Source organism: Variovorax sp. YR752, assembly GCF_943372545.1.
On the sequence record NZ_CALRZC010000142.1, the window covers coordinates 1 to 21955 of the forward strand.

At 67.2% G+C, this 21955-nt stretch carries 21 protein-coding genes; 9 read left to right on the forward strand and 12 right to left on the reverse strand.

What is annotated here, in order from left to right:
* The 3 genes from AAG801_RS26795 to AAG801_RS26805 form a co-directional block, all read right to left on the reverse strand.
* Positions 1-794 (reverse strand): aminotransferase class I/II-fold pyridoxal phosphate-dependent enzyme (locus AAG801_RS26795; protein ID WP_341891116.1); only part of this gene is annotated, 794 nt, incomplete at its 3' end.
* Entirely contained in the window at positions 778-2169 is a 1392-nt protein-coding gene (gene bioA, locus AAG801_RS26800) for an adenosylmethionine--8-amino-7-oxononanoate transaminase (RefSeq protein ID WP_341891117.1), read from the reverse strand. The genes bioA and AAG801_RS26795, both read right to left, overlap by 17 nt.
* A gap of 329 nt (positions 2170-2498) precedes the next feature.
* A complete protein-coding gene (locus tag AAG801_RS26805) occupies positions 2499-2834 on the reverse strand; it encodes a hypothetical protein (RefSeq protein ID WP_341891118.1) in 336 nt (111 codons plus the stop codon).
* Positions 2835-2836: 2 nt separating this feature from the next.
* On the opposite strand from AAG801_RS26805, the gene AAG801_RS26810 reads away from it, so the two are divergent.
* The 3 genes from AAG801_RS26810 to AAG801_RS26820 are packed head-to-tail and all read left to right on the forward strand — an operon-like array spanning position 2837 to position 6507.
* Positions 2837-5506, forward strand: a complete 2670-nt coding sequence (locus AAG801_RS26810) for a type VI secretion system Vgr family protein (protein WP_341891119.1) — start codon at positions 2837-2839, stop codon at positions 5504-5506.
* An 11-nt stretch (positions 5507-5517) separates the two neighbouring features.
* Positions 5518-5793 (forward strand): hypothetical protein, encoded by a 276-nt coding sequence (locus tag AAG801_RS26815; RefSeq protein WP_341891120.1) that lies wholly within the window; start codon positions 5518-5520, stop codon positions 5791-5793.
* A 30-nt stretch (positions 5794-5823) separates the two neighbouring features.
* Entirely contained in the window at positions 5824-6507 is a 684-nt protein-coding gene (locus AAG801_RS26820; protein WP_341891121.1) for a hypothetical protein, read from the forward strand.
* Between the two features lie 306 nt (positions 6508-6813).
* Here AAG801_RS26820 and AAG801_RS26825 read toward each other — a convergent pair whose 3' ends face one another.
* The 4 genes from AAG801_RS26825 to AAG801_RS26840 all read right to left on the reverse strand — a co-directional run bounded on the left by AAG801_RS26825 (position 6814) and on the right by AAG801_RS26840 (position 11031).
* Complete coding sequence (locus AAG801_RS26825) at positions 6814-7680, reverse strand: NmrA family NAD(P)-binding protein (protein ID WP_341891122.1); 867 nt, start codon at positions 7678-7680, stop codon at positions 6814-6816.
* 13 nt (positions 7681-7693) lie between these two features.
* Positions 7694-8005 (reverse strand): plasmid stabilization protein, encoded by a 312-nt coding sequence (locus AAG801_RS26830; protein WP_341891123.1) that lies wholly within the window; start codon positions 8003-8005, stop codon positions 7694-7696.
* 91 nt (positions 8006-8096) lie between these two features.
* Entirely contained in the window at positions 8097-8717 is a 621-nt protein-coding gene (locus AAG801_RS26835; RefSeq protein WP_341891124.1) for an alpha-ketoglutarate-dependent dioxygenase AlkB, read from the reverse strand.
* Positions 8695-11031, reverse strand: coding sequence for an ATP-dependent DNA helicase (locus tag AAG801_RS26840; protein ID WP_341891125.1), 2337 nt, complete (start codon positions 11029-11031; stop codon positions 8695-8697). Before AAG801_RS26840 ends, AAG801_RS26835 begins: the two co-directional genes overlap by 23 nt.
* 141 nt (positions 11032-11172) lie before the next feature.
* Here AAG801_RS26840 and AAG801_RS26845 point away from each other — a divergent pair, with 141 nt between their 5' ends.
* The 5 genes from AAG801_RS26845 to AAG801_RS26865 all read left to right on the forward strand — a co-directional run bounded on the left by AAG801_RS26845 (position 11173) and on the right by AAG801_RS26865 (position 17808).
* On the forward strand, positions 11173-14673 hold the full coding sequence (locus AAG801_RS26845) for a response regulator (RefSeq protein WP_341891126.1): 3501 nt from the start codon (positions 11173-11175) through the stop codon (positions 14671-14673).
* An 89-nt stretch (positions 14674-14762) separates the two neighbouring features.
* Positions 14763-15545 (forward strand): protein-glutamate O-methyltransferase CheR, encoded by a 783-nt coding sequence (locus tag AAG801_RS26850; protein WP_341891132.1) that lies wholly within the window; start codon positions 14763-14765, stop codon positions 15543-15545.
* Positions 15542-16156 carry a chemotaxis protein CheB gene (locus tag AAG801_RS26855; protein WP_341891127.1) on the forward strand — a complete coding sequence of 205 codons (615 nt, stop codon included), beginning with the start codon at positions 15542-15544 and terminating at the stop codon, positions 16154-16156. The genes AAG801_RS26850 and AAG801_RS26855 overlap by 4 nt, the downstream gene beginning before the upstream one ends.
* Positions 16146-17363 carry a hybrid sensor histidine kinase/response regulator gene (locus AAG801_RS26860; protein WP_101493071.1) on the forward strand — a complete coding sequence of 406 codons (1218 nt, stop codon included), beginning with the start codon at positions 16146-16148 and terminating at the stop codon, positions 17361-17363. Before AAG801_RS26855 ends, AAG801_RS26860 begins: the two co-directional genes overlap by 11 nt.
* Before the next feature lie 85 nt (positions 17364-17448).
* Positions 17449-17808, forward strand: a complete 360-nt coding sequence (locus tag AAG801_RS26865) for a response regulator (protein WP_101493070.1) — start codon at positions 17449-17451, stop codon at positions 17806-17808.
* A gap of 18 nt (positions 17809-17826) precedes the next feature.
* Here the strand turns inward: AAG801_RS26865 and AAG801_RS26870 are convergent, their stop codons facing one another.
* The 3 genes from AAG801_RS26870 to AAG801_RS26880 all read right to left on the reverse strand — a co-directional run bounded on the left by AAG801_RS26870 (position 17827) and on the right by AAG801_RS26880 (position 19658).
* Positions 17827-18057: a hypothetical protein gene (locus tag AAG801_RS26870; RefSeq protein WP_225617034.1), complete on the reverse strand. Its 231-nt coding sequence runs from the start codon at positions 18055-18057 to the stop codon at positions 17827-17829.
* Positions 18058-18242: 185 nt separating this feature from the next.
* Positions 18243-18596, reverse strand: coding sequence for a hypothetical protein (locus tag AAG801_RS26875; protein WP_341891128.1), 354 nt, complete (start codon positions 18594-18596; stop codon positions 18243-18245).
* 111 nt (positions 18597-18707) lie between these two features.
* Positions 18708-19658 carry an adenylate/guanylate cyclase domain-containing protein gene (locus AAG801_RS26880; protein ID WP_341891129.1) on the reverse strand — a complete coding sequence of 317 codons (951 nt, stop codon included), beginning with the start codon at positions 19656-19658 and terminating at the stop codon, positions 18708-18710.
* Positions 19659-19989: 331 nt separating this feature from the next.
* On the opposite strand from AAG801_RS26880, the gene AAG801_RS26885 reads away from it, so the two are divergent.
* A complete protein-coding gene (locus AAG801_RS26885; protein WP_101493067.1) occupies positions 19990-20325 on the forward strand; it encodes a hypothetical protein in 336 nt (111 codons plus the stop codon).
* A 46-nt stretch (positions 20326-20371) separates the two neighbouring features.
* Here AAG801_RS26885 and AAG801_RS26890 read toward each other — a convergent pair whose 3' ends face one another.
* Together AAG801_RS26890 and AAG801_RS26895 are read right to left on the reverse strand one after the other, a co-directional pair.
* A complete protein-coding gene (locus AAG801_RS26890; RefSeq protein WP_341891130.1) occupies positions 20372-21349 on the reverse strand; it encodes an LD-carboxypeptidase in 978 nt (325 codons plus the stop codon).
* Positions 21346-21955 (reverse strand): alpha/beta fold hydrolase (locus AAG801_RS26895; RefSeq protein ID WP_341891131.1); only part of this gene is annotated, 610 nt, incomplete at its 5' end. The genes AAG801_RS26895 and AAG801_RS26890, both read right to left, overlap by 4 nt.

Sequence of the window (21955 nt, forward strand, 5' to 3'; positions counted from 1 at the left end):
ATCACCGTGCGGTGCGCCGCCACGAAGGCACCCGATACGCCCGCTGCCTTGCCCAGCGTGCCGATCAGCACCAGCCGCTCGGAGCGCAGCGCCAGCGCCTGCAGCGCGCCGCGCCCGGTGGCGCCGAGCACGCCGAAGCCGTGCGCGTCGTCGATCACCAGCCAGGCGTCGTGTTGCTCGGCCAGCGCGAGCAGGCCGGCCACCGGGGCGATGTGGCCATCCATGCTGAAGACGGCGTCGCTCACGATGATCTTGACCGGCGCGTCGCAGGCGGCCAGCTGCGCGTCGAGCGCCTGCAGGTCGCAGTGCGGGTAGCGCTCCACGCGGGCGCGGGCCAGCCGCGCGCCGTCGATCAGCGAGGCGTGGTTCAGCGTCTCCGAGAAGATCACTGCCTCGGCATCGCCCAGCGCCGACAGCACCGCCAGGTTGGCCATGTAGCCGGTACAGAAGAACAGGCTGCGCGCCTCGGGAATGTGCGGCGCCATCCATTCGCCGAGCCGCTCTTCGAGCTGCGCGTGGGCGCGCGAGTGGCCCAGGATGAGGTGCGAGCCGCCGCTGCCCGTGCCGTAGCGCGCCGCGCCTTCGGCCAGCGCCTCGGCCAGCGCGGGGTGCGCGGCCAGGCCCAGGTAGTCGTTGCTGCTGAAACCGAGCATCGTGCGCGGCGCGCTGGAGCCGGCCAGCGTGAGGATCTGTTCGGGCGCGCAGGCGGTTTCGGCGATCTGCCGGCGGCGACGCAGCGAGCGCGCGTCGAGCGCGGTGATTTCGTTCTGCAGGCGTTCAAGCAAGCGCAGCATCGCGGGCTCCTTCTTCGGCGATGGCGCCGGATGCGGTGGTGACGGCTTTCAGCGTCGCGAGCGTGCCGTCCACCAATTGGTCGATCTCGTCGTCGGCAATGGCATACGGCGGCATCAGGTACACGGTCGCGCCGATGGGCCGCATCAGCAGGCCGTGGTCGCGCGCCGCGAGGTGGAAGCGCTCGGCGAAGCGCGGGCCGGGCGCGCGCACATCGAAGGCCGTGATCATTCCGCGCTGGCGCAGATGGTCGATTTCGTGTCCGGCCAGCCCCTCGCGCAGTCGGGCGAACAGGCGCGCGGATCGCGAAAGGTTGCGGTTCAGCGCGTCTTCCGCGTCGAACAGATCGAGCGTGGCGAGCGCCGCGCGGCAGGCCAGCGCGTTGCCGGTGTAGGAATGCGAATGCAGAAAGCTGCGCGTGGCGTCGTCGTCGACGAAGCCCTGGTAGATGGCGTCGCGCGTCATCACCAGCGCCAGCGGCAGGTAGCCGCCGCTGATGCCCTTCGACAGGCACAGGAAGTCGGGCCAGATGCCGGCCTGCTCGCACGCGAAGAAGGTGCCGGTGCGCCCGCAGCCGACCGCGATCTCGTCGGCGATCAGGTGCACGCCGAAGCAGTCGCACAGCGCGCGCACGCGGCGCAGGTAGGCCGGATCGTGCATCGCCATGCCGGTGGCGCACTGCACCAGCGGCTCGACGATCACGGCGGCGATGCTGTCGTGCTGCGCGGCCAAGAGCGCCTCGAGCTCGTCGGCCGCGCGGTTCGCGACAGCGGCGGCGTCTTCGCCGGGCCGGGCGCCACGCGCGTCGGGCGAGGCCACGAGGTGCGCGCTCGCGAGCAGCGGCGCATAGGCGTCGCGGAACACGGGCACGTCGGTGACGTGCAGCGCGCCCAGCGTCTCGCCGTGGTACCCGCCGCGCAGGGCCACGAAGCGGCGCTTGTCGGCACGGCCCGCGTTGCGCCAGGCGTGAAAGCTCATCTTCAGCGCGATCTCCACGGCCGAGGCGCCGTCGGAGGCATAGAAGCAATGGCCCAGCGCGTGGCCCGTGAGCGCCGCCAGCCGCTCGGCCAGCTCGACTGCGGGCGCGTGGGTGCAGCCCGCGAGCATCACGTGCGGCAGCGTGTCCAGCTGCGCCTTGAGCGCGGCGTTGATCGCCGGGTGCGCGTGGCCGAACAGGTTGACCCACCATGAGCTGGTCGCGTCGAGGTAGCGCCGGCCCTCGTGGTCGGTCAGCCAGACGCCCTCGCCGCGCGCGATGGGCAGCGGCGGCGCGACCTCGAGACGGATGCTCTGGGTGCAGGGGTGCCAGACGTGGCGGCGGCTGCGTTGTTGCCAGCCGGCATTGGCGTTCGGAGAAGCAGTGGTCGTTGGGGGCACCCGCGCATTCCTTTCTTGTTCGAAAAAAGCATTACCCATCGCGAGAAACGAGGGGCAAAGGCGCGGGATCGTATCGACGGAAAGACGGTGCGGCAAACGCGCTTCGGGCGGGTGTTTGCGGGGCGTGATGAGGGAGGTTTGGGCGACGTTGTGCGGCGTAGCGCGGCCGTTCGTCGCAACGATGGGGGCTTCAGCGTGGTCGCGCCTGCCCCGCTCGCAGGGGCGCTCACGCAAGTTGTCCGGCTGCCGCCAAAGATCGCGAGCGAATGTCCGGTTCTCGGGGTGCTGGCCGCCTTGGCCGCGCTTTTCAGACACGGCCGTGGCCGACTTCAACGATCGTTCAGCCGCTGCTCTTTTTGACCAGAGCGGCGATGTACGCGTCGCATCCATCGACCTGTCGCTGTCAGAAAAAACTTCATCCAGAAATTGGCATGAGAACGAACGCCTTCCTTTGCGAAGCAGAGAACGAATTTTCCGGAGAAATGCACCCAGAAGCACTCACTTTGGGGGCGCGTTGATGCTTCTTCGTTGAAGTAGAGTTGTCCGGATTCATGCAGCACTTCCGAGGCCGATCTTTGAATCGACAAGGCAGGCGGGAAGATCACGCATGTGAAGAAATGGGCCAAGACCGGGCATACCGGCAACGACACCGGGGAGGTGGTCATCCATGTCATCAGACAGTACGAATACCTTCCATGGCGCGACGCCATGGAAGCTCGAAGGCCTGAACGTCGCGCGGCTCTCGGAGCAGGCGCGGCTCATCAAGCTGCAGCTGCCCGCGTCGGCGCCGCAGAACGCCGTCGTCGTCGAGCGCTTCACCGGCACCGAGGGCATCAGCGAGCTCTTCGACTTCACCATCGATACGCTCGCCACGTCGAGCGAGTTCGACCCGTTCGCGCTGATCGGTGAAGAGTTGAGCCTGCGGCTTCTGCTGGCCAATGGCAGCTTTCGCACCTGGCACGGCTACCTCACGGCGGTTGATGCATTGGGTGGTGACGGCGGTCTGGCGCGCTACCGGCTGCATCTGCAACCTTGGCTCGCCGCGCTCGGGCTGCGCCGCGACAGCTTCGTGTACGCCGCCAAGCACGTGCAGGACATCGTCAGCGAGGTGTTCGCCGATCACACGACTGCGAGCTTCAGTTTCGAAGTCACACAGGAGATGCCCGTGCGGCCGACCTGCGTGCAGTACCGAGAGTCGGACCTGGCCTTCGTGCTGCGACTGCTGGCGGAAGAAGGCCTGAGCTTTCGGTTCGAACATGAGCAGCAGTCGGCAAATGGCAGCAGCAGTGCGAGCAACACCACGCCCTCGCACCACCGCCTCGTGATCTTCGATCGCACGGCGACCCCGCCCGACTGCGCCTTGCCGCAGATCCGCTTCCACCGCGCCGACGCCACCGAATCGACCGACGCCATCACCGCGTGGAGCAGCCGGCGCCAGGTTGCGACCAACGCCGTCATGCGCAACGCCTGGGACGCCAGCGTGCTGCAAGCCCCCACCGGCGCGGTGCAGAGCGCGCTCGCGATGGGCGACGTGCCCGTGCTGGAGCACTACGACGGCGCCGGCGCACAGCGCTACGCCGACAGCGCCACTGCCGCCCGTCGCGCCGAGCAGCAACTCGTGGCCTTCGAGTCGCGCATCAAGCGCTACGGCGCGGCAGGCAGCGTGCGACAACTGGGTGCCGGTGAACGCTTCACGCTCACGCAGCACGACCGCTACGAGGGCCGCAAATTCCTCGCGCTGCGCGTGCGCCACGAAGCAGCCAACAACCTCGGCGCACAGGCCGCGCAGGTGCTCGAAGCCGGCGAGCTTGAGAAAGGCAGCTACCGCAACAGCTTCGAGGCCCAGCCGGCCGAAGCGCAGGTCGTGCCGCTGTGGCGACCCAAGCCGACCGCCCCCGAGGCCATGGTCGCGCTCGTGGTCGGTGCCGATGACGACGAGGCACCAACTGCGGTCCACACGCAGCGCGACCATCGCGTGCAGGTGCGTTTCCATTGGCAGACCCAGCGTGCGGGCCAGCAGCAGTCGACGAGCAGCGGACAAGGCAGCCTGGTCGCCGCCGGTCGCCACGCCAGCAACCGCCAGTCCGTCTGGCTGCGCGTGGCCGCACCGGTGGCCGGACCGAACTGGGGCGCACACCACCTGCCGCGCGTAGGTTCAGAAGTGCTGGTGTCCTTCATCGAAGGAGACATCGACCGACCAGTGGTCGCCCAGCAGCTCTACAACGGCCAGGACCTGCCACCCTGGTCGGCCGGCACCGATTCATCAGCCAACCACGCAGGCGTGCTCTCGGGTTGGCACAGCCGCGCGCTCGACGGCAGCGGCTACAACCAGTGGATCGCCGACGATGCACCCGGCCAGGTGCGCACCCGCCTGGCCAGCTCGCAAGCCGCGAGCCAGCTGAACCTGGGTCACCTCAACGCCCAGTCCCCCGACGAGAGCAACCGCGGCGCCTGGCGCGGCAGCGGCGCCGAGCTGCGCTCCGACGCCTGGGTCGCCACGCGCGCCGGCGAGGGCCTGCTGATCTCCACGCTGGCCCAGGAGCGGGCGGCGGGCAGCGTGCAGGACACCACCAGCGTGCGCGGCCAGCTCGCGGGCGCGCTGCGCGAGGCGCAGAAGCTGTCCGATGCGGCCGGCGGTGCCAAGGCCCTGGCGTTGAGCGCCACGGCGCTGCTGCAGCCGCTCATCGACGACATCGATCCGCAGAAGAACGGGCGTTACCCTGGCAGCGTCAACGGGCAGGACGCGCGCGAGCCGAAGGGTGGAGAAGGCGCAGGTTCGCGCGAAGGGCAAGACTCCGTCCCCGCCTTTGCGCGGCCGCTTATGGTGCTCGATGCGGCCATGAGCCTGAACATGGCCACGCCTGCCAGTGCCACGGTGTTCGCGGGCGAGGCGATCCACTGGACCGCTCAAGCGCAGGCCCACGTGGCAGCGGGCAGGACCGTGAGCTTCGCGGCCGGCAAATCCGTGGGGCTGTACAGCCACGAAGGTGGCATCCAGGTCATCGCGCAGGACGGGCCGGTGAGCGTGCAGGCGCACACCGACGAGCTCGAATGGCTGGCCAAGGAAGGCTTCACGGTCACGAGCAGCAATGACGAGATCCATGTGCTGGCGCAGCAGAAGATCACGCTCAAGGGTGGGCAGACGAGCATCGAGTTGGATGGGATGAACATCACGCTGAAGATGCCCGGGCTGCTGGACATCAAGGGGACGACCAAGAGTTTTGTGGGCCCGGGAGGGAAGCCCGCAAAGTTGCCGGCCCTGCCCACGGGCATCGCGGTGTTCGAAGAGCCGCCGAGCACTACACCGCCGCCCCGCAAGTTCAAGTTTTCGGTTTAGGCGAGCACGCGATGATCATCAGCCCACCCTTTCTGTCCCAGCCGGACATCCCCGTCTACAGCGAACAGTGCGTCAGCGACGTGATGCCCGGCGGCATCGTCGGCAGCGGCGCATTTCCCGTCAGCCAGGCGATGGCCTGGCATGGCGGCATCCACATCAACGCACCCACGGCCGACGAACCGGTGCGCGCCATCGCCGATGGCACCGTGATCTTCCGGCGCGCAATATTGCACGGGATAGAGTTTTTGGAAGGTACCCCACCAACCCCAGAGTCATTGCAGCGTTGACAGTAGATCTATGAGCTCCCAATCGGTGCGATGAAAAAATTTCTCCGTATTTTTCTCCTTCTGCATTTGAGCTTAATTTTTTCCGCGTGCCTTCATGCCGGCGAAGCTGAAAGCTTCAATTTATGCAACTCCATAAAATTCAAAACTTTCGGCTTTAATTTGGAGAAATTGCAATCCTCCCTCGAAGAGGGGATGTGCCAAAAGTGGAAAAACGCCGAAACACGGATTCTGGTTATAAATCTGGAGAAGGGCGACAGAGAGTTAGAGCAGAAAATTCAAAAAGAAAAGAAGCCTTACTTATATGTAAGGAAGGATCGAACAACTCCTCCGGGGCCAATTTTTGATTTTGTAAGATATGAAGCTGCCGGGAGAAGATATTTTTTCGATGAAAATAAATTCCTGCAGGCAATCAATGAATGGCCTGTGTACCAGCAGAGAGCGGCAGAGGTAGCGAAAGAGTCTGAGGGCGCAATAAATCCAGATGCAAAAATTCAGCACTGGAAGAATAACTCCGGGGATTTTTTGGTGTGTACCATAACCTATCGAAATCAGAAAAATGAACCCAAGTTCATGGAGAGGCACTTTTCTTTTTTCAAAAGAAACAGGATTTCCGCAGTCTATAGCTCTGCTTTATTGCGGATCAACGACAGTGTGGCGCTCGAAGAGGTCGACGCTGTTGAAAAACTATTCCGATCTATTGAGCTGGTGCAGTAGACGATTTTCATATGCATAAACGCTGGGCATGGCACGAAATGATTGCCGACTCCGTGTGCCAGTTCTTGAAGAAGAGGAGAGACGCCGTGGTGCTAAAAGCACTCTTCCTTCTTTTCATCTTGTTCTCGCCACAAAGGAGTGCCGTCAATGATTTCAACACCCCATGACGCATCGGCTTTTCGCTACCAATCAAGAGAGCGCGCGAACTTCGAAGCAGATGCCGACGCCGATGACGCAGCCAGAAAGTCACGTGCGTAGAGGGATCGTTGGTTGAGGACCGCGAGCAAGGCCGACTTCAACGATCGTTCACTTGCTGCTCTTTTTCACCAGTGCTGCGATGTAGGCATCCATCGAAATGGCCCCCCGCTTCGGTGCATGCGCCGGCTCGTAGGCCTCTTCGAGCGTGAGGCGCGTCATTTCGACATAGGACTTCGCCGCGGATTCCGAAAAGCCCATCGACCGGAAGGCCTGCTCCCATTGCGCGGGCGGCGTCTGCACCGCCTCGACCGGCCGGCCCAGCGCGGCGGCAAAGGCTGCTGCCACGTCGGCCGGCGAATACGGCTTCGGTCCCTCGACGTGATGCAACCCTGAGGCTTCGGGCGGCGCCAGCATCAGCTTGGCCGCGAACTCCCCGATGTCGTGCGGCGCCACCATCGGCAGCTTGAAATCGGGCGGGTACATGCTGTGCACCTTGCCCTCGGTGCGCGCGGTGTCGAGCGAGGCGTCCCAGTTGCTCATGTAGTAGGCCGCGCGCTGCACGCTCAGCGGCACGGGGCCGGCGGCCAGCGCCTGCTCCATGTCGTACAGCACGCCCAGGTCGCCGATGCCTTCGCCGGGCTGCGCGCCGTAGGTCGAGGCGGCGACGATCTTCTCGAGCTTGCAGCCTTCGATCGCCGCCAGGATGGCGCGCAGCGTGCGGTGCTCCTCGGCCACGGTGTCGGTCGACGGCGCGGCCGGCGGATTGAGCACGAAGAGCCGCGTGCCGCTGGCGATCACGCGGTGCAGCGCGGCCGTGTCGAACACGTCCACCTCCGCCACGCGCGCGCCCTTCTTCTGCTGCGCCTGGGTCTTGCGGGCGTCGCGCGTGACCAGCGTGACGGGTTGGTTCTGCGCGAGCAGCGCTTGCGCCAGCGCCGAGCCGACGTGGCCCGTCGCGCCAAGAATGATGTGCATGGGTGGCCCTTCTCTAGCTGCGCTTTTCAGCGTTGCGCTTGCGCGTGGCTGCGCCCTTCCCGGCGGACGCCGAGCGTTCGGCGGCCGAGCGGTGTGCCGCTGCGGCGCCACCGAGGCGGCCCCCCTTGCGCGACGGCGCGTGGTTCTCGGGCCGGCCACGGCCCGAGCCGCTCTTCTTGCCGCCACCGGTCTCGGCATTCACCGTGGCCCAGGCGCGCCGCTCGGCCTCGCCCTTGGCCACGCCGCGGTGCTCGTAGCCTTCCTCGATGTGCTCGGCCTTGCGTTTCTGCTTGTCCGTGTAGGACGACTTGTCGCCTCTTGGCATGTCTGTGCTCCTTCAATCAAATGGGATGAAAGAAGCCTTCATGCTGGCCACCTGTGCGGCGCCGTGGGTCGGAAGAGGCAGGCGCTGCGCGTCAGCGCAGTCTGTCGTGTGCGCGGGTTCGCAATGTGATCGAGTAGCGCAGCGCCTCGGTCGGCGCAATGGCGTGCTGCCATGCCCAGCGCGCCGGCCCGCGCAGCAGGTAGACGGAGCGCGGCTCGATGAGGAACTCGAGCGCGGCCGGCCCCGACGCGGGCGCGCCGGGCACGTAGGGCCTGAACTGCATCACCGCATCACCGTGCAGCGAGACGCCGACGATGTCCTCGAAGTCGGGCACGTCGCGGTGCCAGCCCAGCGGCGTGCCGGGGCGGTACTCGGCGATCAGAAGGTGGGTGAGGTCTTCGGGCGCGACGCCGGCCCAGGCGGCGGCCTTGGCCCGCAGCGGATGCAGCGCCTCGGGCAGCGGCGCGCCGGGCTTGAGGCGGTTGGTGTCGAAGTCGTAGCTGCCACCGAAGCTGGTGCCGCGCCGGCGCGCGGTGTATTCCTTGTAGCGCATCTCCTTGAGCGGCAGGCCTTGCACGATGCGCAGCAGGTCGGCCTCTTCGTCGCGCGACAGGAACTCGCGTTCGTAGCGCAGGCCCTCGATGGCCGCGACGGGCGCCTCGCCGAACAGGTCGGGCTGGCCGGCGTGTTCAAGGCGTCGGGCGGCGCGCATCGTCTTCCCAGGCCTCCCCGGCCAGTTGCACATGCCACCAGCTCGGCAGCAGCTCGCGGATCTCGGCGCGCGCAAAGCGGTCGTCGAGCAGGTGCAGCACGCCGGTGTCGGCTTCGGTGCGGATCACGCGGCCCGCGGCCTGCACCACCTTCTGCAGGCCCGGGTAGAGGTAGGTGTACTCGTAGCCCTTGCCGAAGCGCGACTGCATGCGCTCGCGCGTGATCTCGTTGAGTTCGTTGTACTGCGGCAACCCGAGGCTCGCGACAAAGGCGCCGATCAAGCGGCTGCCCGGCAGGTCGATGCCTTCGCCGAAGGCCCCGCCGAGCACGGCAAAACCGATGCCCTGCCCGCCTTCTTCGAAGCGCGCGACGAAGCCGTGGCGGTCGGCCTCGCGCATGCCGCGCGTCTGCGCCCACACGGGCACGCCGGGGTGGCGCAGCGAGAACGCGGCGCAGGCCTTGTCGAGGTAGTCGAAGCTGCTGAAGAAGGCCAGGTAGTTGCCGGGCAGGCGCTCGAACTGCGCGCCGATGATGTCCGCCACATGGCGCAGCGAGCCGGCGCGGTCGCGAAAGCGCGTGGAGACGCCGGTCGCCACCTCGACGCGCAACTGCCGGCTGCTGAACGGCGACGCCACGTCGAGCAGCGCCGTGTCTTCGGGCAGGCCGAGTGCGTCGCGATAGAACGCGAACGGCGACAGCGTGCCCGAGAAGCAGGTGACCGACACGGCGTCGGCAAAGCGGCCTTCGAGAAACGGTCTGGGCACGAGGTTGCGGATGGCCAGGCCGCGCTGCTCCTGCGTGGCGCCCAAGGTGCGCTCGAACACCGAGTGGTCGTCGAAGACTTCGGCCAGCCGCGCGAAGTGCAGCGCATCGAAGAAGAAGCGCTGCAGCGGCCCCTGTGCCGCGTCTGGCGTGGCGGCGAAGTGCTCGGCCATCGCGGTGTTGGCGGCCTGCAGCGTGCGCAAAAAGCGCTCGGGGATCTCGTCGGCGGTGTCGTAGTCGGCCGTCTGTGTCTGCTGCAGCGTGTCCCATTCGCGGAACAACCGCGCGAGCGGACCGCGCACGGCGGCGGGCGCGATGCGGTGCGCTTCTTCGAGGGCCGCGCCTTCGAGCTTGGCGGTGTACATGCCGCGTGCGCGCTCCAGCAGGTTGTGCGCCTCGTCGACCAGCACGGCAACGCGCCAGTTGGCGTCCTTCATGCTGGCGAACAGGAAGGCGCTGCTGTCGAAGTAGTAGTTGTAGTCGCCGACGATGACGTCGCTCCAGTGCGTCATTTCCTGCGCGAGGAAATAGGGGCAGACCTCGTGCGCGAGCGCGACCTGGCGCAGCGCCTCGCGGTCGAGCCAGCCCGCCCGTGCGGCTTCGGCGCGCGCGGCGGGCAGGCGGTCGTAGAAGCCGCGCGCCAGCGGGCAGGCCTCGCCATGGCAGGCGCGGTCAGGGTACTCGCAGACCTTCTCGCGGGCGGCCAACTCGAGCACGCGCGGCCGGGCACCGCCCTGCCCCAGCACCCGCAAGGCGTCGAGCGCCACGGGCCGGCCGGAGGTCTTGGCGGTGAGGAAGAACACCTTGTCGACCCGGTGCGCCGCGCGCGCCTTGAGCAACGGAAAGAGCGTGGCCAGCGTCTTGCCGATGCCCGTGGGCGCCTGGGCCAGCAGGCAGCGCGCGCTGACGGCGGCGCGGTAGACCGCTTCGGCCAGTTCGCGCTGGCCGGTGCGGAAGGCGGCATGGGGAAATTCGAGCCGTGCCAGCGCGGCGTCGAGCGCGCCGCGATGCGCTGCCTCGCGCTGCGCCCAGTCGCTGTAGCAAGCACACAGGGTCTCGAAGTGGCTGCGCAGGGTGTCGCGCGTGTGCTGCTCTTCGAGCACGGTTTCGTCGCCGCTGGCCAGGTCGAGGTAGACCAGTGCGACGGTCAGGGTGTCGTGCCCTTCCTGCTCGCAGAGCATCCAGCCGTAGCAGCGCACCTGCGCCCAGTGCAAGGCCCGGTGGTTGGCGCGGATGGCGTCGAAGTCGCCGCGGAAGGTCTTGATTTCTTCCACCCGCGCCTGCGCCGGGTCGTAGCCGTCGGCCCGGCCGCGCACGCGCAGGGGGCCGCAGGTGCTGTCGAGCGGCACCTCGCTGCGGTAGTCGCCGCCGCGCCGTGCCTGCACCAGCGCGTGGCCGGCCATGCCTTCGAGCGCGCTGGGCGCGGGCACGAAGCGCAGGTCGAGATCGCCCGCCTTGGCGCCGAACGCGCACAGGGCCTTGACGGACACGACGTGCGCCGCCGAGACGGTGGCAGACGCGGCGGGAGACGGGGTTTGGGGTTCGGAAGGCATGCCGCCGATACTGGATGAAACCACAGTATAGCGAGCACCGAATGCGGCAATACGTCACACAAAGTGCTATCGGGGTCTTCTCCGACAGGTCGAATGCCGTTTTTCGGCAAGACTTGACAAGTTTTGCTTACAAATGCGCCCATGAAAACTCCCTCCGCGATCGACCCCGTCGAATTCGACCGCCTGCTCAGCCGCAACCTCAAGCTGCCGCTGCTCGGTGGGCTGGTCGGCGCCGTGGCCTTCGTCGCGCTGATCCTGTACTTGCTGTCGAGCCTGAGCTGGGTCGAGCACACCGACCAGGTCACGCGCGCCGCCAGCGAACTGCAACGTCGCTCCATCGACATGGAGACGGGCATGCGCGGTTTCCTGATCACCGGCGAGGAGAGTTTTCTCGAGCCCTACCAGACCGCCCTGCCGCGCCTGAAGGCCGACACCGACGCGCTGCGCCGCCAGGTGTCGGACAACCGGCAGCAAGTGGAACGCGTCGACCGCATCGCCGGCCTGCAGGAGTCGTGGCTGACCTTCGCGCGCGAAATGATCGAGGCGCGGCGCAACGGCGTCGATCCGCAGGCCACCGTCCGGCTGGGCCGCGGCAAGCGCCTGACCGATGAGTTGCGCGCCGAGTTCACGACCTTCATGGACACCGAGCAGACGCTGCGCTTCCAGCGCAACACCGAGGCCAACCGCACGAGCTGGTGGGTGGTCGGCCTGTTCCTGCTGTTCACGCTGGTGTACTCGGGGCTGGTGGCGTTCTTTGGGCGCCGGCAGCTGATGCGGCTGTCCGACAGCTACGACGTGGTGCTGCGCGAGCAGGCGGCCCACGCGGAGCGCCTGGCGCAGGAGGCCTGGCTGCGCAATGCGCAGACCGAGCTGGTGGGCGAGCTGGTCGGCGAACTCAGCGCACCGGACATGGGCCGCAAGATCCTGGCGTTTTTCTCGCGCCACCTCGGCAGCTCGGTCGGCGCGCTCTACGTGCGTGAACGCCACGGCCCGCTGCGGCGCGCCGCGAGCTACGGTTTCTCCAGCGAGGCCGAAGCCTCGCCGCAGGTGTTCTCCCCCACCGAAAGCCTGGTCGGCCAGGCGGCGGCCGAGCGGCGCCGCATACTGATCGACCCGGTGCAGGCCGACTACCTGAAGGTGAACTCCGGCCTTGGCGAGATGGCGCCCAGGGCCGTGCTGCTGCTGCCGGTGACGAGCGACGGTGCCGTCAACGGCGTGCTAGAACTCGGCCTGCCGGGCACGCCCGACGCGCGCAGCGAGCAGCTGTTCGACCTGGTGGCCGACGACATCGGCACCTCGCTGGCGGCGGCGCGCTACCGCGAGCAGCTGCAGGACGTGCTGGCCGAAACCCAGCAGCTCAACGAAGAGCTGCAGGTGCAACAGGAAGAGCTGCGTACCGCCAATGAAGAGCTCGAAGAACAGTCACGCGCCCTGCGCGCCTCGCAGGCCATGCTGGAGAACCAGCAGGCCGAGCTGGAGCAGACCAACAGCCAGCTGTCGGAGCGCACCGAGGCACTCGACCAGCGCAACACCGCGCTGCGCCGCGTGCAGCGCGACCTCGAAGACCGCGCCGACGAACTGCAGCGTGCCAGCCGCTACAAGTCGGAGTTCCTGGCGAACATGTCGCACGAGCTGCGCACGCCGCTGAACAGCGCGCTCATCCTGGCCAAGCTGCTGGGCGACAACCCGCAGGGCAACCTGTCGCTGGAACAGGTGAAGTTCGCGGAATCGATCTACGCCTCGGGCAACGACCTGCTCGTGCTGATCAACGACATCCTGGACATCGCCAAGGTCGAGGCCGGCAAGCTGGAGCTGGTGCCCGAAGAGGTGCCGCTCGACAAGCTGGCCCAGAGCCTCGAAAGCACCTTCCGCCCGATCGCAACCGACAAGAACCTGGAGTTCCGGCTCGAGCTGCGTCCCGACACGCCGGCCTTTCTGGTCACCGACCGGCAGCGGGTGGAGCAGATCCTGAAGAACCTGCTGTCGAACGCGATCAAGTTCACCGAGCGCGGCGAAGTGGCGCTCACGGTGTCGGCCACGGCCGATGGCGGCGCGGCCTTTGCGGTGCACGACTCGGGCATCGGCATCGACCCGCAGCAGCACGAGCTGATCTTCGAGGCCTTTCGCCAGGCCGACGGCACGACGAGCCGGCGCTACGGCGGTACGGGGCTGGGCCTGTCGATCTCGCGCGACCTCACGCAGCTGCTCGGTGGCACGCTGACGGTGAAGAGCGAAGCCGGCCAGGGCAGCACCTTCACGCTGCAACTGCCGCCGCGCGCGCCGCAGACCATGCCCGCGCCGGCCACGCCGGTGGGCACGCTGCGGTCGATGTCGACGTCTTCGCCGTCGCATGCGCCCGCCGTGCTGTCGCCACCGCCGCTCGCGCCCCCAGCCCCGGCGCCCGTCGTGCCGGCCCCGCGCTTCGCGGACGACCGATCGATTCCGCGCGACCAGGTGCGCCGCGTGCTGGTGATCGAAGACGAGCCCCAGTTCGCCCACATCCTGTACGACCTGGCGCACGAGCTGGGCTACCGCTGCCTGGTGGCGCACGGCGCGGCCGACGGCTTCGAGCTGGCGACGCAGTTCGTGCCCGACGCGATCCTGCTGGACATGCGCCTGCCCGACAGCACCGGCCTGGACGTGCTGCAAAAGCTCAAGGACTCGCCGCACACGCGCCACATTCCGATCCACGTGGTCTCGGCCGCCGACAACGCGCAGGCCGCCGCGCTGCACATGGGCGCCATCGGCTTCGCGCTGAAGCCGGCCACGCGCGAGGAGCTGACCAAGGTGTTCGCGCGGCTGGAAGAAAAGCTCACGCAGAAGGTCAAGGTCGTGCTGCTGGTGGAAGACGACGCGCTGCAGCGCGAAAGCGTGATCCGGCTGATCGGCGACGACGACATCGAGATCGTCGCGGTCGGCTCCGGCGAAGAGGCGCTGGCGCTGCTGCGCACGCGCGTGTTCGACTGCATGGTCACCGACCTGCGCCTGCCCGACATGCAGGGCAGCGAGCTGCTCAAGCAGATGGCGGCAGAAGAGATCGTGTCGTTCCCGCCGGTCATCGTCTACACCGGGCGCAACCTCACGCGCGACGAAGAGACGGAGCTGCAGCGCTACTCGCGCTCGATCATCATCAAGGGCGCGCGCTCGCCCGAGCGGCTGCTCGACGAGGTGACGCTGTTCCTGCACAAGGTGGAGGCGGAGCTGTCGAGCGAGCGCCAGGGCATGCTGAAGACGGCGCGCGGGCGCGACCGCATCTTCGAAGGCCGCACGATCCTCCTGGTGGACGACGACGTGCGCAACATCTTCGCGCTCACCAGCGCGCTGGAGCAGCGTGGCGCCACGGTCGAGATCGGGCGCAACGGTCGCGAAGCGCTGGAGCGCCTGGACCAGGTGAGCGAGATCGACCTCGTGCTGATGGACGTGATGATGCCGGAGATGGACGGTCTGGAAGCCACGCGCCGCCTGCGCGCCGACCCGCGCTTCGTGAAGATGCCCGTGATTGCCATCACTGCCAAGGCCATGAAGGACGACCGCGACCAATGCCTGGCCGCAGGTGCCAGCGACTACCTGGCCAAGCCGGTGGACCTGGAGCGCCTGTTCTCGCTGCTGCGTGTGTGGATGCCGAAGATGGAGCGCCTGTGACCCGCAAGCCCCTCCCTGCCCTCGCGCCGGCCACCGCGCCCGTGCAGCCTCAGCCGTTGAGCGACACCGAGATCGAGCTGCGCCTGCTGATGGAGGCCATCTACCTCAAGTACAGCTACGACTTCCGCAACTACACCACCGCCTCGCAGAAGCGCCGCGTGCTGTACGCGCTGGAACAGCTCGACCTGCCCAGCATCTCGGCGCTGCAGGACCGCGTGCTGCGCGACGCCACGCTGTTCGGCCAGCTGCTGCAGTTCCTGACGATCCCGGTGAGCGAGATGTTCCGAGACCCGGCCTACTTTCTGGCGCTGCGCCGGCACGTGGTGCCGATCCTGCACACCTACCCGTCGGTCAAGGTGTGGGTGGCGGGCTGCAGCACGGGCGAAGAGGTGTTCTCGCTGGCCATCCTGCTGCGCGAGGAAGGCCTGCTCGAGCGCACGCAGATCTACGCCACCGACATCAACCCGGCCTCGCTCGAGAAGGCGCGCCAGGGCATCTTTCCGCTCGAAGCCATTCGCGGCTACACGTCGAACTACCAGCGCGCGGGCGGGCTCAGCGCGTTCTCCGACTACTACACCGCCGCCTACGAGGCCGCGCGCTTCGACCCCTCGCTGTGCGCCGACGTGATCTTTGCCGACCACAGCCTGGCCACCGACAGCGTGTTCGCCGAGACGCAGTTGGTGTCGTGCCGCAACGTGCTGATCTACTTCAACCGCCAGTTGCAGGACCGCGCGCTCGGGCTGTTTCACGAGTCGCTGTCGCACCGTGGTTTCCTGGGGCTGGGCTCGAAGGAAAGCATCGACTTCTCGGGCTACGCCGACCGCTTCGACACCCACGCGCGCGCCGAGCGCATCTACCGCAAGGTCGCATGAAGCGCGGCAACACACAGCACCGCTCCTTTCCGGTTCGCCGCGTCGAAGCCGTGGTGCTTGGCGCCTCGGCCGGCGGCATCGACGCGCTCAGTACCGTGCTCGACGGCCTGCCGGCGGGCTGGCGCATTCCGATGGCGGTGGTGCTGCACCTGCCCGAATCGCACGAAAGCCACCTCGCCGAGATCTTTGCGCAGCGCCTGCCGATTCCCGTGTACGAGGCGCTCGACAAGATGCCGATAGCCGACGGCTGCCTGTACTTCGCGCCGCCGGGCTACCACCTGTCGATCGAGCGCGAGCGGCGCTTTTCGCTGAGCTGCGAGCCGCCCGTGCTGTATTCGCGCCCGTCCATCGATGTGCTCATGGCCTCGGCCGCCGACGCCTACGGGCCGTCGGTGGCGGGCTTTCTCATGACCGGTGCGAACGAGGACGGCGCCGAAGGCCTGTTCCGCATCCACCGCGCCGGCGGACTCACCGCCGTGCAAGACCCGAAAGAAGCCCTGGTTCCCACCATGCCCCTCGCCGCCATTGCGCGCCACACGCCCGACCACGTGCTTCCCCTGCGTGACCTGCGCACCCTGCTGCAGCAACTGGAGCCCGTCCATGCCGATTGAGGTCGAAAGCAAGCTGCTGATCGTCGACGACCTGCCCGAGAACCTGCTGGCACTCGAGGCGCTGATTCGTGCGCCGGGTCGGCTGGTGTTCCGCGCCGGCTCGGCCGAGGCGGCGCTGACGCTGCTGCTGGAGCATGAATTCGCGCTCGCCATCGTCGACGTGCAGATGCCCGGCATGAACGGCTTCGAGCTGGCCGAGCTGATGCGCGGCACCGAGCGCACGCGGCACATTCCGATCATCTTCGTGAGCGCCGCCGGTCGCGAAATGAACTACGCCTTCCAGGGCTACGAAAGCGGCGCGGTCGACTTTCTGCACAAGCCGCTCGACCCGCATGCGGTGGTCAGCAAGGTGAGCGTGTTCGTCGACCTGCACCAGCACCGCAAGGCGCTGCGCCACGAGATGGAATCGCTGGCCGCCGCGCACCGCAAGCAGGAAGAGCTGGTGCAGCAGCTGCAGCACACGCAGCGCGAGCTGGAGCGCGCGGTGCGCATGCGCGACGACTTCATGTCGATGGTGTCGCACGAGCTGCGCACGCCATTGAACACGCTGTACCTCGAAGCGCAGCTGCGGCAGCTGCACCTGTCCAAGGGCAAGCTCGACAGCTTCTCGCCCGAAAAGCTGCCTACGATGATCGAACGCGATCAGCGGCAGATCCGCAACATGGTCCGCCTCATCGACGACATGCTCGACGTGACGCGGCTGCGGCGCGATGCGCTGTCGATCCAGACCAAGCCGGTCGACCTGGCAGAGCTGGCCCGCGCCGTGGTCGACAACCTGCGCCACCAGGCCGAGGCCGCGGGCTGCGCCATTTCGCTGGAGGCGCCCGACACGCTGCGCGGCGTGTGGGACGAATTCCGCATCGAACAGGTGCTGACCAACCTGTTGACCAACGCGATGCGCTACGGCGGCGGCAAGCCGGTCGAGATGACGGTGCGGCTGGACGGCGACAACGCCGTGGTGAGCGTGCGCGACCAGGGCATCGGCATCTCGCCCGAGGACCACCAGCGCATCTTCGAACAGTTCGAGCGCACCGACGTCAGCCGCAAGCACGCGGCCGGCCTGGGCCTCGGGCTGTACATCACGCACAAGATCGTGAGCCTGCACGCGGGCCGCATCGGCGTGGAGAGCACACCGGGCCAGGGCGCGCGCTTTTTCGTCGAGCTGCCGCTGCAGACGCCCCCTGCCACGCCGGACGCCGGGAAGTAACAAACGAAGCCCTTGTTACGGCTTTCCGTAGGCACTACGCCGATACTGCGGGATCGCTATCAATGGATGCCGAAAGACAACAACTGTGAATGTTCTGATCGTCGACGACAACGAGGCCGCGGCCGACCTGCTGCGGGAGCTGCTGACGCTGCAGGACCACACCGCCCGCTGCACCTACACGGCGCAACAGGCGCTGGATGCCGCCGCCAGCGAGCGCTTCGATGCGGCGCTGATCGACCTCACGCTGCCCGACTTTCCGGGCACCGAGGTGGCACGCCGACTGCGCGCGGGGACGGGCGAAGGTGCGCCGCGGCTGCTGGTGGCGATTTCTGGTTTTTCGGAACGGGACGCGGCGAATGCGGCGCCGGGTGAGGTGCTGTTCGACCACCACCTGCAAAAGCCCATCGACATCGGGGCGCTCGAGCGCATCCTCGCGCCGGGCTGAGCAAGCCCCCCTCGCCTTTCAGCGCATCGCGCGGTAGCGGTACAGGCGAAAACCTTCCTTCTGGATGAAGCCGCTGGGCTCCCAGCCGCGTGCGAGCGCGCGGTCGGTGATCTGCGCCATCTGCAGGCCGATGCTGTCCTGGAGGTTGTCCCCCACGGCCAGCTCGAACTTACGGAGTTCACCGTCCAGGGCCTCCACCGCCGCGATGGCGGCCTCGACGTTGGTGAAAGGCCGAAGGCTGGTCTGCATTTTTTGTCGCTCCTTGGGCACTCTGCGCGCCTGTTGAACGATCCAAGGCAAGTGTCATGCCCCCGACTGAAACAGTCTTTCGGGCATGAATTGAATTCTTTGAACTTACAAATGTGACTGAATGTGACGTTTTAGTCAGAGGTCACGCCAAGAATTGGCATGCCCGCGTGCATGCGGGCGGCGGGTCAATCGCGGTCGTCATCCTCGTCGTCGTCATCGTTCGGCGGACGGTAGGGATAGCCGGGGCCGTAGTACGGGCGTCCGGGCGGCGGCGCGTAGATCGGAGCCGGCCGGTAGTACACAGGCGGCGGCGGGCGGTAGTAGGCCCGCGGCGGTGGTGGCTCGTAGTAGATCGGGGCCGGGTACGCATAGGCGGGCGGCGGCACGTAGTACGGCGGCGCATAGACCGCGCCGGGTGTGCCGATCTGCACCGACCAGTTCGTGCGCGCGCTGGCAGCGCCCGTTGCGAACAGCGCACCGGCCGCGATGGCGGCGACGGCGGCCCATCTGAAAACAGAAGAATCCTTGGGGGAATGCATGGTGGCTCCAGGCCCGGCGCGAACGGCGCCGGGGTGGTCATGCAACGTGGCTCGCCTCCGCGTGGTGCACGCCGAAGGTCACCAGCTGGTTGCCAAACGTGAACAGAATTCTCAGTCGACGATCGCTCTGCGCGACAGCATGACGTCGTCGCCGGTCGTATTGAAGGCGATGGTCGGCGCGCTGAAGTCGCTCAGCGGCGCGCCCAGGCCGATCTCGCCGCGGCCGTGCAGCACGCATTCGTCGCGCCGCAAGGCGATCTCGTGGCTCGAGCCGCCGTTGCCGTGGAAGCGCACCCAGGTGCCGTAGGTGCTGACGTCGATCAGCACGCAACTGCCCTGCCGTTCTTCGATGCGCGCATGCAGCCGCGACACGCGCGGGTCGTTGACCACGAACTGCGCGTCGCCCACACGGCCGAGGTGAATGGGCAGCTGGTCGATGCGGAACATCGAGCGCACGTCGAGCCACGCGAGCTCGATGTGGCCGAAGGTGGAGTCGGGCGGCATCCGTGCCGGCAGCAGCGCGGCCGGCACCGTGAGGAAGCTGGTCAGGTCTTCCTGCCAGTCGATGCGGTGGACGATCGACATCTCGCTGCGCCCGCGGATGTTGATCGGTCCGAGGTCGCGGTGCTGCACCACGCCTTCGTGCAATTGCGCGATCACCGTCTCGGTGACCCAGATCTGGCCGGGGCCGGCCAGGTCGCTCAGGCGCGAGGCCAGGTTGACGGCATCGCCGAAGCAGTCGCCCTCGACCTCGACCACGTCGCCGCTGGCCACGCCGATCTGCAGCGCCATGCGCAGCGGCACCGGCCAGCCGGCCAGGCGCTTCTGGTGGTAGCGCTGCAGCTCGATCACCGCGTGCGTGGCGGCGGCGCCGCTGGTGAAGATGGCGAACACACCGTCGCCCAACGACTTCACGACCCGGCCGCCGTGGGCCTCGCACACACGCCCGATCCATTGGGTCAGCCGCGTCACGGTCTCGGTGGCACGCGCATTCCCCATGGCCTCGAAGACCCTGGTACTTCCGGTCAAGTCCGCGAAAACGACTGTGGAATTGACACCCATACTGTTTTTTTCTTGGCAGCAAGCGCTGGTTATGTTGCTCTGGACCTTTCGCTGCTCCTGCGAGAAGTTTCTCCGACATGCGCCATCACATGCAAGGAACGATCCGCAGAAGCTTCTTGTTGACGCTGCACGGCGCGGGCCCGCTGCCGCATCGTGCCGATGAGTTCTAAAGTTTTTTAATACTTTTGGACTCAAAACTCAAATGACAACAAAAGAGACCGCTAAAGCTTGTTGTTTGCAAACAAGAAACGGTGTTTCACATCTTGTGTCTCGGCCAACTGAGGCTTAAGGTAGCGACCGTTCCAGTTCCGGGCAATACGCTTTTCGTGACATGCTGCTCTTTCGCCGCCTTTTTCAGCTTCTGAACGTACCCGGCCTGGGATCGCGGCAGGTTGGGGAAAGTCAGCTCGGCCGCATTCGCACTGCGATGCTGTCGGTGCTCCAGGGCCGCGGCGGCCAATCGATCCAGCGTGTCAGTCAACGCGTGCGCTTTGCGGTCGATGTCGAAGCCCTCTGGTACCTGCGTCAGGACGTGATGGTTGCGCTGAGCGCCATCGACGGCGAATCGGCCGCACGGCGCCAGATGAAAGAAATCAACAGCATGTTCAAGGGCGGTCTGCCCGGCTCGATGGGCCCGCGCGCCCATCAGCGCTTCACGAACCAGTGACCGGCCTGAGCGGGCGAGCGGCATCGACAGCCGCCCGCGTCGCGGCTCAGTGATCGTGGTGATGGTCGTGACCGTGGTGATCGCCATGGTCATGGTGGCCATGCCGATGGCCCCACACCAGGAACACATCGCGCCCCTCGGCGGCCAGCGCCACCTTCGCACCCACCGGCAGCAGCACCTTGGTCTGCACGTGCCCGAACGGCAAGCCGGCGATCACCTGCACCTTCTTCAGGCTGGCGCGCAGCCGGTCGATCACCGTGTTCATGCCGAAGCCGCGGTCGTAGCCGGCGATGTTGCGCACGCCCGTGAACTGGCCGAACACGATGGCCTTCTGGCGCGCCAGCACGCCCGCGAGCTTCAGCTGGTCGAGCATGCGTTCGACGCGGTACGGGTGCTCGTTGGTGTCCTCGATGAACAGCACGCCCTTGTCGACCACCGGAAAGTACGGCGTGCCCAGCAGGCTGGCCAGCACGCAGAGGTTGCCGCCCCAGAGCACGGCGTCTTCGATCGGCTTGACCTTGAGTTCGGCGTCGCGCACCGGCATGCGCCAGCCGGTGCCCTCGCCCTGCCCGCTCAACAGGTCGTCGAAGCAGGCTTCCATGATGTCGTCGGGGCCGCCTTCGGCGCCGAAGTCTTCACCGACCGCGGGACCGGCCCAGGTGATGGCGCCGTTCTTGGCCAGCAGCGCGTTCTGCAGCGCCGTGAAGTCGCTGCAGCCGACGAACTCGGTGCCCTTGTCGATCGCCTTGGCCAGCGCCTTGTACGGCAGCGCGTCGAGGATGCGCGTGAGGCCGTAGCCACCGCGTGCGATCAGCGCCACGTCGGCACCGCTCGCGGCTGCGCGTGAGACGGCGGCGAGCCGCGTGGCGTCGTCGCCTGCGAAACGCTGGTGCGCCGTCAGTGCGGCTTCGTCGATTTCGACCTCATGGCCGAGGGCCTTGAGCCGGGCCACGCCGCGCCGGAAGGCGGCTTTGTCGCGGATGGCACTGGAGGGGGAGTAGATGTAGATATGTTGCGAAGTCACGGCGTCGAGTATCCCATTGCGTCCCGGATCTGCCGGGCCAGGGGGGCGGCCTGCGCGGCGCTGGGCCCGCCTGACGTGGCACGCGGACCGAGCGCACGCAGCGCGGCTTCGTAGCCCCGGTCGGGGAACGGCGCACGCCAGGCGTCCTTGGCGCGCACGCCGCTGTCGGGAGCGACGAGCGTCGCGACGAAGCGGCCCGGTGCCGCCGCTTGCAGCAGCGTTGCCAGTTCGCCGCCCGCCTCGCTGTGGACCAGCGCGAGTGGTTCGGGATGGACTTCGTCGAGCCACGCCAGCAGAACGTCGCGGTGCCATTCGAGCCGATGCGTTGCTTCGCGCTTGGGCTTGTCGCTCTTGCCGAAGCCGATCAGGTCGGGCACCAGTGTGCGCGCGCCGGGCGCGCCGACGAGGTGGCGAAAGAAGTAGCCCCACTCACCCGGGCCATGCAGGCACAGGACGTCGGCCACGCGACCATCGCTGGCTGCTGAACCAGTCTCGTCCACCCAGTGCAAACGCCAGCCCTGCAGGACCGCCCGGTCCTGAACGTGGTGCGGCGCAAAGTCGAACTCGGGGAGCGCGGCAAAGCGTTCGACGGGCGTGCGCAAGGCA